This window comes from Kitasatospora sp. NPDC092039, assembly GCF_044756065.1.
Lineage (GTDB): Bacteria > Actinomycetota > Actinomycetes > Streptomycetales > Streptomycetaceae > Kitasatospora.
Genome location: NZ_JBIVSD010000022.1, coordinates 85,081 through 97,222, shown reverse-complemented (window position 1 = coordinate 97,222; position 12,142 = coordinate 85,081). Strand labels below are relative to the sequence as shown.

10 protein-coding genes are annotated in these 12,142 nt (G+C 75.3%); 7 read left to right on the top strand and 3 right to left on the bottom strand.

The window, feature by feature from the left end:
- Window positions 1-210: 210 nt before the first annotated feature.
- Both sucC and sucD read left to right on the top strand, forming a co-directional pair.
- Window positions 211-1,383 carry an ADP-forming succinate--CoA ligase subunit beta gene (gene sucC, locus ACIQI7_RS33075; protein WP_387756437.1) on the top strand — a complete coding sequence of 391 codons (1,173 nt, stop codon included), beginning with the start codon at window positions 211-213 and terminating at the stop codon, window positions 1,381-1,383.
- Window positions 1,384-1,401: 18 nt separating this feature from the next.
- On the top strand, window positions 1,402-2,292 hold the full coding sequence (gene sucD, locus ACIQI7_RS33070) for a succinate--CoA ligase subunit alpha (protein WP_387756439.1): 891 nt from the start codon (window positions 1,402-1,404) through the stop codon (window positions 2,290-2,292).
- Between the two features lie 62 nt (window positions 2,293-2,354).
- Here the strand turns inward: sucD and ACIQI7_RS33065 are convergent, their stop codons facing one another.
- Entirely contained in the window at window positions 2,355-4,406 is a 2,052-nt protein-coding gene (locus ACIQI7_RS33065) for a sigma factor-like helix-turn-helix DNA-binding protein (protein WP_401117244.1), read from the bottom strand.
- A 132-nt stretch (window positions 4,407-4,538) separates the two neighbouring features.
- Between ACIQI7_RS33065 and ACIQI7_RS33060 the strand changes: the two genes are divergently transcribed.
- The gene (locus ACIQI7_RS33060) at window positions 4,539-5,978 is read left to right on the top strand and encodes a DUF6350 family protein (RefSeq protein WP_401117242.1); all 1,440 of its coding nucleotides are present in this window, start codon (window positions 4,539-4,541) and stop codon (window positions 5,976-5,978) included.
- 50 nt (window positions 5,979-6,028) lie between these two features.
- Here ACIQI7_RS33060 and ACIQI7_RS33055 read toward each other — a convergent pair whose 3' ends face one another.
- On the bottom strand, window positions 6,029-6,715 hold the full coding sequence (locus tag ACIQI7_RS33055) for a hypothetical protein (RefSeq protein ID WP_401117240.1): 687 nt from the start codon (window positions 6,713-6,715) through the stop codon (window positions 6,029-6,031).
- Between the two features lie 402 nt (window positions 6,716-7,117).
- Between ACIQI7_RS33055 and purN the strand changes: the two genes are divergently transcribed.
- Both purN and purH read left to right on the top strand, forming a co-directional pair.
- Window positions 7,118-7,783: a phosphoribosylglycinamide formyltransferase gene (gene purN / locus ACIQI7_RS33050; protein ID WP_401117238.1), complete on the top strand. Its 666-nt coding sequence runs from the start codon at window positions 7,118-7,120 to the stop codon at window positions 7,781-7,783.
- A 69-nt stretch (window positions 7,784-7,852) separates the two neighbouring features.
- Window positions 7,853-9,427 (top strand): bifunctional phosphoribosylaminoimidazolecarboxamide formyltransferase/IMP cyclohydrolase, encoded by a 1,575-nt coding sequence (gene purH, locus ACIQI7_RS33045; protein WP_401117236.1) that lies wholly within the window; start codon window positions 7,853-7,855, stop codon window positions 9,425-9,427.
- A gap of 82 nt (window positions 9,428-9,509) precedes the next feature.
- Here the strand turns inward: purH and ACIQI7_RS33040 are convergent, their stop codons facing one another.
- A complete protein-coding gene (locus tag ACIQI7_RS33040; protein ID WP_387756451.1) occupies window positions 9,510-10,115 on the bottom strand; it encodes a hypothetical protein in 606 nt (201 codons plus the stop codon).
- A gap of 533 nt (window positions 10,116-10,648) precedes the next feature.
- Between ACIQI7_RS33040 and ACIQI7_RS33035 the strand changes: the two genes are divergently transcribed.
- Both ACIQI7_RS33035 and ACIQI7_RS33030 read left to right on the top strand, forming a co-directional pair.
- Complete coding sequence (locus ACIQI7_RS33035) at window positions 10,649-11,503, top strand: bifunctional methylenetetrahydrofolate dehydrogenase/methenyltetrahydrofolate cyclohydrolase (protein WP_359819675.1); 855 nt, start codon at window positions 10,649-10,651, stop codon at window positions 11,501-11,503.
- 19 nt (window positions 11,504-11,522) lie between these two features.
- Window positions 11,523-11,948 carry a DUF3017 domain-containing protein gene (locus tag ACIQI7_RS33030; protein ID WP_387756454.1) on the top strand — a complete coding sequence of 142 codons (426 nt, stop codon included), beginning with the start codon at window positions 11,523-11,525 and terminating at the stop codon, window positions 11,946-11,948.
- The last annotated feature ends 194 nt before the right edge of the window (window positions 11,949-12,142 follow it).

Sequence of the window (12,142 nt, the reverse complement as noted above, 5' to 3'; positions counted from 1 at the left end):
GGGCAGGCCCCGGGCGGAACAGGCCCGTCCCACGGGGATAACCTGCCAGACGGACGTGACGCGCGTGTTGATTGACGTGTGCGCCCGTGGCTGTGTGGGCCGCAAGGCCGTACCTCTGCGTACCCGCACCGCCCCGACGACCCGCAGCGAAGATCCTGCCGTGGCACGCTCGTAGAGACACAATCCGCGACCACGAACAAGGACAAACACGTGGACCTGTTCGAGTACCAGGCGAGGGACCTCTTCGCCAAGCACGGCGTGCCCGTGCTTGACGGCGATGTCATCGAGACCGCCGCAGACGCTGCCGCCATCGCGGAGCGCTTCGGCGGCCGCGCCGTCGTCAAGGCTCAGGTGAAGGTGGGCGGCCGAGGCAAGGCCGGCGGCGTCAAGCTCGCCGCCGACCCGGCGGACGCCGTCGCCAAGGCCGAGCAGATCCTCGGCATGGACATCAAGGGCCACACCGTTCACAAGGTGATGCTGGCCCAGACCGCGGACATCAAGGACGAGTACTACGTCTCGTTCCTGCTGGACCGCACCAACCGCACCTTCCTGGCCATGGCCAGCGTCGAGGGCGGCGTGGAGATCGAGGTCGTCGCCGAGCAGAACCCCGACGCGCTCGCCAAGATCCCGGTCGACGCCAACGAGGGCTGCACCCCGGAGAAGGCCGCCGAGATCGTCGCCGCGGCGAAGTTCCCGGCCGAGGTCGCCGACCAGGTCGCCGAGGTCCTCCAGAAGCTGTGGACCGTCTTCATCAAGGAGGACGCCCTCCTCGTCGAGGTCAACCCGCTGATCAAGTCCGGCGAGGGCAAGATCATCGCGCTCGACGGCAAGGTCTCCCTGGACGAGAACGCCGAGTTCCGCCAGCCGGAGCACGAGGCGCTCGAGGACAAGGCCGCGGCCAACCCGCTCGAGGCGGCCGCCAAGGCCAAGGGCCTGAACTACGTCAAGCTCGACGGCCAGGTCGGCATCATCGGCAACGGCGCGGGCCTCGTCATGAGCACCCTCGACGTGGTCGCCTACGCCGGTGAGAACCACGGCGGCGTCAAGCCCGCCAACTTCCTCGACATCGGTGGCGGCGCCTCCGCCGAGGTGATGGCGAACGGCCTGGAGATCATCCTGGGCGACCCCGACGTCAAGTCGGTCTTCGTCAACGTCTTCGGCGGCATCACCGCGTGCGACGCGGTCGCCAACGGCATCGTGCAGGCCCTGGCGCTCCTCGAGGGCAAGGGCGAGAACGTCACCAAGCCGCTGGTCGTCCGTCTGGACGGCAACAACGCGGAGCTGGGTCGCAAGATCCTCGACGACGCCAACCACCCGCTGGTCCAGCGCGTGGACACCATGGACGGCGCCGCTGACCGCGCCGCCGAGCTGGCCAACAAGTAAGGAAGGGGACTTAACACCATGGCTATCTTCCTTACCAAGGACAGCAAGGTCATCGTCCAGGGCATGACCGGCGCCGAGGGCATGAAGCACACCCGCCGCATGCTCGCCTCGGGCACCCGGATCGTCGGCGGCGTGAACCCGCGCAAGGCCGGCACCACGGTCGACGTCGACGGCACCGAGATCCCGGTCTTCGGCTCCGTCGCCGAGGCCATGAAGGAGACCGGCGCCGACGTCTCCGTCCTCTTCGTGCCGCCGGCCTTCACCAAGGCCGCCGTCGTCGAGGCCATCGACGCCGAGATCCCGCTGGCCGTCGTCATCACCGAGGGCGTCCCGGTGCACGACACCGCCGCCTTCTGGGCGCACGCCGGTGCCAAGGGCAACAAGACCCGCATCATCGGCCCGAACTGCCCCGGCCTGATCAGCCCCGGACAGTCGAACGCCGGCATCATCCCGGCCGACATCACCAAGGCCGGCAAGATCGGCCTGGTCTCGAAGTCCGGCACCCTGACCTACCAGCTCATGTACGAGCTGCGGGACATCGGCTTCACCTCGGCCGTCGGCATCGGTGGCGACCCGGTCATCGGCACCACCCACATCGACGCGCTCAAGGCCTTCCAGGAGGACCCGGAGACCGAGCTCATCGTCATGATCGGTGAGATCGGTGGCGACGCCGAGGAGCGTGCCGCGGACTTCATCAAGGCGAACGTGACCAAGCCGGTCGTCGGCTACGTCGCGGGCTTCACCGCCCCCGAGGGCAAGACCATGGGCCACGCCGGCGCCATCGTCTCCGGCTCCTCGGGCACCGCCCAGGCGAAGAAGGAGGCCCTCGAGGCCGCCGGTGTCAAGGTCGGCAAGACGCCGTCCGAGACCGCCCGCCTGGCCCGCGAGATCATCGCCGCCCAGGGCTGATCCCGCCCCGCGCGTGACGAGCGCCCCCGCCCTTCCCGGGCGGGGGCGCTCGCCGTTGCGGCTCAGGGCCCCGTCGGCCCCGTCGTGCACGGCTGCGGCGACCACAGCCGGCAGACCGCCGGGCCCTGCGGCGGCGGAGCGGCGCCCCGGCCCGCCGACGGCAGCTCCCAGCGCGCGACCGCCTGCGCCCGCGGTGCCACCAGGACGGCCTCCAGACCGGGCGCCGGGCTGCACCAGATGCTGGTGACGCCGCTCGGCGTGCCGCCGGGCACCAGCGGCACGCCCGGCTCCGCACCCGCCCCGTCGGCGGGCAGGCACAGCGCGGGCGCCGGCGGGGCGACCGGCCGGAACAGCTCCGCCGGGCGCACCCCCGCCAGGGTGGCCAGCGTGGCCCCGCCCACCGCGACCGTCAGCAGCGCCGCCGCGCCCGTCCGGCTCGCCGTCCGGAGCCGGTGCCGGGCCCGCAGCGCCGGAACCGGCATCCGGTGCGGCTCCGGGCAGCCGCGCACCGCGGCCCGGTGCATCAGCCCGCTCAGCCCGTCCGCGAAGCCGGGGGCCGCCGGATCCGGCCCGACCAGATCCGGCACCCACCGCGCCAGCGCCGTCCGGGCGGCCCACACCCGCCCCTCGGCCGCCGCCAGGGTGGACTCCACCTCCACCGCGACCGCCGCGGCCGGCAGCCCCAGCCCGTCGTGCAGCACCAGCGCCCGGCGCTGCGGCCGGGACAGCCTCCTGAGGGCCTTCAGCAGCGCCCGGTCCCGGTCGGTCAGCCGGTCGTGGTCCGGCAGCACCGCCTGGGCCTCGTCGGCCGGCCGCACCTTGATCCGCCGGTGCGGCAACCCCCACGCGTGCGAGCGCCGGGGCCCGCCCCGGTGCCACGGGGACAGCGCCAGCTCGCAGGCCCGCACCCGGACCCACCCCTCCGGGCTCCCCGAACCGGCCACCGCCTCCCAGTGCCGCCGGGCCTCCCCGAACGCCCGCCGCACGCAGTGCACCGCCCGGTGGCGGCAGGCGGTCAGCAGGAACATCTGCTGCACCAGCCGGGTGTGCGCGGTCTCGTACAGCTCCTCGAAGTCCATCGCCGGGGCGGCCGGGGGCTCCGTGTCGAGGTCGTCGTCCGCGTCCGCGGGAGCGGCGGCGGCCAGCGCCGCCCACCCGGGGCCGACGGCGGGCTCGGCCGGGGACCGGACGCGGGCCGCGGGGGAGGGGGCGGCGGCGTGCTCCTCCTGCTCCGCCTTCCCGGCCCGGTCGGGCGGCCGCGCTCCGGCCGCTTCCGGCGCGGTCGGGGCCCGGTGCGGCGTGTCGACGTGGCCTGCCCCGGGCGCGGGGTCGGCGGCGCGTCCCTCCCGCTCGGCCTGCCGTGTACGGCCGGGGTCGCCGGATGCGGTCGCGGCGGTCGCCGGCCCTGCGTTCGCGGCTCGGACGTCCCCGCTCCGGACGTCCCCGGCCCGGGCCGGCCCGGCGGCAGGCGGGCCGCCGGGCCGACCGGGGGCCGTCGGAGGTGCCGGTTCGCGGCCCGGGTCGGACGGCCGGCGCAGGCCGTCGGGCGTCGCCGGTGCGGCCGGGCGCGCCGGCCCGGTGGCGGCGCCTGCCGCCCGGGCCTCGGGCGTGCACTCCTCCTGCGCGCGCTCGGGGGCGGCGCCCTTCGGGCCGGGCGACGGCCTCCCGGTTCGGGAGCGGCGCCGCTTGCCGTCCGCTTCCCCGCCCGGCGTGGGTCCTGGCCGCGCGCGGTCGGCTGCCGGGGCCGGTCCCGGGCCGGCTGCCGAGGCCGGTCCCAGATCGGCCGGGTTGCGACCGGCGAAGCTCACCGGTTGCCCGGTCGGGCCTGGGCCCGGGGGGTGCGGCAGTGCGCCGGCCAGCAGGGCGAGGGCTTCCGCCTCGGTGCGGGCGCCGAGCTTGCGCAGGGCGCGCTGGAGGTAGCTGCGGACGGTGGTGGGGGTGACCCCGAGGGCGGCGGCGGTGCGGGGGAGGTCGTGGCCGGCCGCGAGGTGGGCCAGGGTCTGGGCCTCACGGGGGGTCAGTTTCCGCAGCAGCCGACCCGCGTCGGTGTCGGCGCGGGCCGGCTTGCGGTGGCGCTCCGGGGTGGGGGAGTCGGCGGTGGGTGGCGTGGTCATCAGACGCTCCGGGCCGGGGCGCCGGCGGCTTGGGGGCAAGGTCTGAAAATGCGCATAAGCCAATAATCTGGGACACGGCGGCGGTTTGGCGCTTCACGGAGCATGGCGAGTCGCCTTGGCACCATGTGGCCCATGACGCAGCTGATGGGCCGTCCGATCCTGGAGTCACCCGGTGAATTGGGCGTACGCCCCGCGCTGGCCGACCTGTTGGCGGGAGTGCGGACGGCGCTGGTCGGCCTCGCGGTGGTCGGGGCGCCGGTGCTCGGGTGCTGGGTGGTGTCGCCGTACGCGGACGACGGCGCGGCCGCTGTCACCCGGTTGGCGGGAGTGCTCTGGCTGCTCGCGCACGGCGCGCCGGTGCTGCGCGGGCCGGCGGACGCCCCGCTGACCGTCACTCCGCTGCTGCTCGGCGCCCTGGCCGTGGTCCGGCTCCACCGGGCAGCCGCCGGGGTGGCGGCGCGGCGCGGGCTGCGTTCGCGCTGGGGCGGTCCGGTGGCGGTGTGGGCGGGCTACTGTGCGGTGGCCGTCGGGGTGGCGCTGCACTGCGCGGGAGCCGGGCCGTTCCGCAGCCGGGTGCTGCTGGACGTCCTGGTGGTGGCGCTGGTGGCGGGACTGGCGACGGCCGCCGGGGCCCGCTCGGTGACCGCCCTCGACCTGCCGGCCGACTCCCCGCTGGACCGCCTCCCCCCGCGCTGCCGCCCGGCCGACGGCGCGCCGGTGGTACGGGCCGCGGCGCTGGCGGGCGGGGCCGGGCTGGTCGCGGCGGGCGGCCTGCTGGTGGCGTGCTCGGCGGTGCTGGACGCGGTGGCCGGCGGCGGGCGCGGGACGGCGCTGCTGGGCGGCGGTCCCGCCGCGGTGGTGGGACTGCTGCTGCTCGCGCTGGCCGTGCTGCCGAACGCGGTGCTGTGGGGCGCCGCGTACGCGCTGGGTCCGGGCTTCGCGGTGGGCACCGGGACGGTGGTGGCGCCGACCGGTACGGCGCTGGGCCCGGTGCCCGAGTTCCCGCTGTTCGCCCTGCTGCCGGCGGACGGCCCGGGCGGCTGGCGGCTCGCGGTGTCGGCGCTGCCGCTGCTGGCCGGTGTGGTGCCGGCGGTGCTGCTGGGCCGCGCGGCGGCGGGGCGGCGGCCCGCCGTGGCCGGGGCCGGCGAGCGCCCCCGGCCCTGGCCGGCGGCGGCGACGGCGGTGGCCGCGCTGGCGGCGGCGCTGACGGTCGGGGCCGGGGCGGCGGTGCTGGGCTGGCTCTCCGGCGGGGCGCTGGCGGGGGAGCGGCTGGCCTGGGTGGGGCCGGTGCCGTGGACGGGCCCGGTGGCGGCGGGCTGGATCGCGCTGGTCGCCGTTCCGGGCGCGCTGCTGGTCCGGTACCGCACGCTGGGCCCGGCGGACGGCGGGGGCGTGTCCGCCCGGCTCGCGCGGCGGGCCCGCCGGGGTGCGCTGAGGCTGCGCGCCCGTACGTACGCCCTGGTGCTGCGCCTCTCCGCGCCGGGCACGAGGAGCGCCGGCGGCCCCGGCCCCGATGACCGGGACCCGGTCGAGCGCGTGGACCCGGTCGACCGCGTGGACCTGGACGCCTGACCGGACCCGGACGCCTGACCGGACCCGGCCGAGCGGATCCGGAGGTCCGACTACTCGGCGTTCCCGGTGAAGTCCACGTACCACTGCGGCGCGTACCGGTCGCAGTTCTGGGCGCCGACGCTGGTCAGCGAGTCCTGGACGCAGGTGACGTAGTCGCGGTAGTGGTACCCGAGGCCGATCACCGAGGTGGCGACCACGACGGTCATCGCACCGGTGAGGATGCCGGCGAGCGCGGCCGGGGTGAGCGGGTTCGACGCCGGGGCCACCGGCACCGGGCCGCCCGGTCCGGCGACCGCGGCGGCGGCCGGACCGGTCCGCCGGGCGCGCAGCGCGCCGACGCCCCAGACGATGCCGAGCACCCCGACCAGCAGGGCGATCCAGTGGAACCCCGCGAACAGGCAGACCAGGGCGAACGGCCCGGCCAGCGCGGCGTTGCGGGCCTTGCGGTGGGCCGGATCGGCGAGGTCGAGCCGGGGCGGCTGCGGGGCCGGCGGCCGCTGGCCGGGGCGGCCGTCGCCGCCGGGGCCCCACGGCGGCGGCAGCTGGGGGCGCCGGCCGCCCTGCCCGTCGGAGCCGCCTCGGCCGTCCTGGCCGCCCTGCCCGTCCTGGCCGCCCTGCCCGTCGGAGCCGTGGCCCCCGCCGCCCCAGGGGCTGCGCGGCTGCCACGGCTGGTCCGGGGCATCCGCCGGCGGCGGTGTGAAGGGGTTGCGCTCGCCGGTGTCGTCGCCGCTGCTCATGGGTTCAGCCATTCCTTCTCGGTCGGGGCTCGTTCGGAGGTTCTCGCGTCGGAGCGGTCTCCCGCGCCCCCAATGATCCCGCAGCCGTCCGCCGGCCCACCGGCGGCCCGTGCCGCGGGGCCGGTGCGCGACCGCCGGTGGGCCGCCGCGGGCCGGGCGACTGCGGTGCGGCGGGCCGGAGGAGATCCCCGTCTCAACTACGCGCGTAGCGCCGCCGGGAGGGTGCGGAGGCCGTCCGACCAGCCGTTATCGTGGTGACGGTCAGCAGCCCACAGAGGTTCCCCGGGCCCGCGTCGCGGCGGGTTTTCCCGGAGTTCCCCCTCGCTCGACCTGCCGTTCGTAGTGGCCCCACCGCCGGTGGACGTACCAGCGGACGGCGCCCGACCTACGGAGAGACGCGCAGTGGCCGCCGCCCCCGCCCAGCACTTCCCGCCCCGTACGCCCGGACCGGCCCGCCTGGTGGTGCTGGTCTCCGGTTCCGGCACCAACCTGCAGGCGCTGATCGACGCCGCGGCCGATCCGGCGTACGGCGCCGAGATCCTCGCCGTGGGCGCGGACCGGGACGGGATCGTCGGCCTGGAGCGCGCCGGGAAGGCCGGCCTGCCGACCTTCGTCCACCGGGTGAAGGACTTCCCCGACCGGGCCGCCTGGGACCGCGCGCTGACCGCCTCCACCGCCGAGTACCAGCCGGACCTGGTGGTCACGGCCGGTTTCATGAAGATCCTCGGCCCCGAGTTCATCGCCGCCTTCGCCGGGCGGATCGTCAACACCCACCCCGCACTGCTGCCCGCCTTCCCCGGCGCCCACGGCGTCACCGACGCGCTCGCGTACGGGGTGAAGGTCACCGGCTGCACCGTCCACCTGGTCGACGCCGGCGTGGACACCGGGCCGATCATCGCGCAGGGCGTCGTCGAGGTCGTCGACGCCGACCACGCCGATGGCGGCGACGCGCTGCACGAGCGCATCAAGACTGTCGAGCGCAAGCTGCTCGTCGACGTCGTGGGCCGGCTGGCCCGCGAGGGTCACCGCATCGAGGACCGAAAGGTATGGATTCCGGCACATGAGTGAGCGCAGCGAACGAGTCATCGAGGAAGGTGCCTGGCGCGCAGCGCCCGCCGAGCGCAGCGAGGTGGGAGCATGAGTGCCAGCTCCACCACGCCCGTTTCGGAGAACGTTCGTCCGATCCGTCGCGCGCTGATCAGCGTGTACGACAAGACCGGTCTGGAGGAGCTGGCCCAGGGCCTGCACGCCGCCGGGGTCGCCATCGTCTCCACCGGCTCCACCGCCGGCCGGATCGCCGCCGCCGGCGTCCCGGTGACCGAGGTCTCCGAGCTGACCGGTTTCCCGGAGTGCCTGGACGGGCGCGTGAAGACGCTGCACCCCCGCGTGCACGCCGGCGTGCTGGCCGACCTGCGGCTGGAGTCGCACCGCGCGCAGCTGGCCGAGCTGGGCGTCGAGCCCTTCGACCTGGTCGTGGTGAACCTCTACCCGTTCAAGGCCACCGTCGCCTCCGGCGCCACCCCGGACGAGTGCGTCGAGCAGATCGACATCGGCGGCCCGAGCATGGTCCGCGCCGCCGCCAAGAACCACCCCTCGGTGGCCGTGGTGGTCGACCCGGCCCGCTACGGCGACGTGCTGAAGGCGGCCCGGGAGGGCGGCTTCGACCTGGCCACCCGCAAGCGCCTGGCCGGTGCCGCGTTCGCCCACACCGCCGCCTACGACGTGGCCGTCGCCTCCTGGTTCGAGGACGGCTACGCGCCCAGCGACGAGCGGTTCCCCGAGTTCCTCGGCTCGACCTGGGAGCGGCAGAACGTGCTGCGCTACGGCGAGAACCCGCACCAGGGCGCCGCGCTGTACAGCGACGGAACCGGCGGCCTGGCCGGCGCGCGGCAGCTGCACGGCAAGGAGATGTCGTACAACAACTACGTCGACACCGACGCCGCCCGGCGCGCCGCCTACGACCACGCCGAGCCGGCCGTCGCGATCATCAAGCACGCCAACCCGTGCGGCATCGCGACCGGCGCCGACGTCGCCGAGGCGCACCGCAAGGCGCACGAGTGCGACCCGGTCTCCGCGTACGGCGGCGTGATCGCCGTCAACCGCCCGGTCACCGTCGCGCTGGCCGAGCAGATCGCCCCGATCTTCACCGAGGTCGTCGTGGCCCCCGGCTACGAGGAGGGCGCCCTGGAGGTGCTCACCCGCAAGAAGAACCTGCGGGTGCTGCTCGCCCCCGAGGCCCCGGCCAACCGCCGGGAGGTGCGCCCGGTCTCCGGCGGCGTGCTGCTCCAGGACGCCGACCGGGTGCACGCCGAGGGCGACGACCCGGCGAACTGGACCCTCGCCACCGGTGAGGCGCTGTCCGCGGCCGAGCTGGCCGAGCTGGCGTTCGCCTGGCGGGCCTGCCGGGCCGTCAAGTCCAACGCGATCCTGCTGGCCAAGAACGGCGCCTCGGTCGGCGTCGGCATGGGCCAGGTCAACCGGGTGGACTCCTGCAAGCTCGCGGTCGAGCGGGCCGGCGAGCGCGCCAAGGGCGCCTACGCGGCCTCGGACGCCTTCTTCCCGTTCGCGGACGGCCCGGCGATCCTGATCGCGGCCGGCGTCAGGGCGATCGTCCAGCCCGGTGGCTCGATCCGGGACGAGGAGGTCGTCGCGGCGGCCGCCGAGGCCGGCGTGACCATGTACTTCACCGGCGCGCGGCACTTCTTCCACTGATCCCGCCCACGGCGTGACGGCATGACAGAGCGGCCCGGCCCCCTCCGAGGAGGGAGCCGGGCCGCTCTGTCGTGCGGGCCGGTCAGTACCGCGGCCGGTTGAACCAGTTGACGCCGTCCTGGACGCACATGGCGGTGATCCAGATGATGCTGACCGCCAGCCAGAGCAGGGCCATCACCAGGCCGACGGCGGTGCCGCCGGAGATGGCGCCGAGCAGGATCAGCAGGCCGACCAGGCCGCCGAGCGAGCCGTACACGATGGTGGTGACGCGGACGGCGTTGCCGCCCTTGCCGAACTTCGCGCCCAGCGTGATGGAGAGCGCGGCGAACAGGCCGAACACCACGGCGACGACGATCAGGACACCGGCGGCGGCGTCGCCCAGCGCGGTGATCGGGTTGTCGTTGGTCGCGGCCCGGCCGGCGTTGGTGACGTCCTTGGCGGCCGCACCGATGATCATGTAGGCGATCGCGGCGAGCGTCTGCACGCCGCCGACGATGAACAGCAGCACGCGGGCGGTCGTCACCAGGCCCGGCATGGTCGGCGGGGCCACCGGCGCGTACCCGTAGGCCGGGGCCTGCTGCGGGTAGCCGTACGCGGCGGCCGGCGGCGGGGCCTGCTGCGGGTAGCCGTAGCCCGGGGCGGCCGGCGGCTGGCCGTACGGGTTGTTCGGGTCGGGCGGGTAACTCATGTATGCCTCCGGGCGGTTACGGGGACGCGGGGACGGGACACGGACGGTCCGGTGCCGGTCGGTGAGTCGGTTCACCGGCCGAAGGGGACGTCAGCGGAGCGGGGTGACGGCCCGGCGGCGGTGACGGGCGCCGCGGCTCGGCAGCGTGGTGAGCATCAGTGGCGCGAGGCGGCCGACGGGTGCGGCGCGGGGCGGACGGTGCCCGCGCGGTCGGACGGCTCGTTCTGCTGTGGTCGGCTCACTGGCTCTTTCCCCCGGGTACGCCCGCCGCGGGGTCCGTCGGCCCGTCACCGGGCCGGTATCGCGGCGGGAATGCGCGCTTATCGTCATCCGGACGACGGCGCCCTGTCCAGCCGGTTCCGCGCGCCGCGTCAAGACTGTGGCGCAACCGCAACGTGCGGCGGACCTTCGTGTCCGTCCGTTCACCCGGCGGTCCACCCGTTCGTCCACCCGCCCGTCGGCTCGCCCGGGGCCGCCGGAGCCGTCGGACGCCCTCGGTACGGAGTCTCCCCGCGATCCGGGAGAATGGGGTCATGACTGCCCAGATTCTCGATGGCAAGGCCACCGCCGCCGCGATCAAGTCCGAACTCGCCGCCCGCGTGGCGGCCCTCAAGGCGAAGGGCGTCACGCCCGGCCTCGGCACCGTCCTGGTCGGCGACGACCCGGGCAGCCGCTGGTACGTGAACGGGAAGCACAAGGACTGCGCCGAGGTCGGCATCGCCTCGATCCAGCGCGAGCTGCCCGCCACCGCCACCCAGGAGGACGTCGAGAACGTCGTCCGCGAGCTCAACGCCGACCCGTCCTGCACCGGCTACATCGTCCAGCTGCCGCTGCCCAAGGGCCTGGACCAGAACCCGGTCCTGGAGCTGATGGACCCGGACAAGGACGCCGACGGCCTGCACCCGACCTCGCTCGGCCGGCTCGCCCTGGGCATCGAGGGCCCGCTGCCGTGCACCCCGCTCGGCATCGTCGAGCTGCTGCGCCGCCACGACGTCGAGATCGACGGCGCCGAGGTGGTCGTGGTCGGCCGCGGCATCACCGTCGGCCGCTCGATCGGCCTGCTGCTGACCCGCCGCAGCGAGAACGCCACCGTCACCCTGTGTCACACCGGCACCCGGGACCTCGGCGCCCACCTGCGCAAGGCCGACATCATCGTGGCCGCCGCCGGCGTGCCGCACCTGGTCAAGCCGGAGGACGTCAAGCCGGGCGCGGCGGTGCTGGACGTGGGCGTCAGCCGCAGCGAGGGCAAGATCGTCGGCGACGTGCACCCGGGCGTGGCCGAGGTGGCCGGCTGGATCTCCCCGAACCCCGGCGGCGTGGGCCCGATGACCCGCGCGATGCTGCTCAACAACATCGTCGAGGCGGCCGAGCGCCGCGCCGGCATCTGACACCCCAGGGACGGCGAGCATGACTGAACCGCGACCGGCACGGACCCGCCGCAGGCCGGTCAGGACCACCGGCACCCTGCCCCCCGAGGGCTCGGCCGCGGCCCTCGGGCGCGCTCACGCCCTGCCGGTGCGGCAGTGGCCGATCACGCTGGTCCTGCTGGTCGTCGGCGCCGGCCTCGCGGTCACCTGGTTCGCCGACTTCAAGGACGGTTTCAAGTACGGGCTGCTGATCCTCGGCGGCGGCGTGCTGCTCGGCGCGGTGCTGCGGCTGGTGCTGCCCGAGGTCGGGATGCTGGCGGTGCGCAGCCGCTTCACGGACGTGATCGTGCTGAGCTTCCTGGGCATCTCGATCGTGCTGCTGACCCTGGTGGCGCAGCCGAACCCGTGGGTGCAGATCCCGCTGCTCGACAACATCGGCCAGCTGATGGGCCGGCCCAGGCACTGACCCGACGTCCGAGGCGGCCCCCGCCCGGCCCATGGAAACCCAGGGCCGGGGCGGGGGCCGCCTTTCTTCTGTGACGCATCAGCCACGCCGGGACACCCGGCGTACGCTTCCCTTTGCGATAACCTGACGCCGGTCTCTCGACGTCGAGAGAGATCATCCTGGCTCCAGTGCCGGTGTGCCTGGGGCGCCTGGCG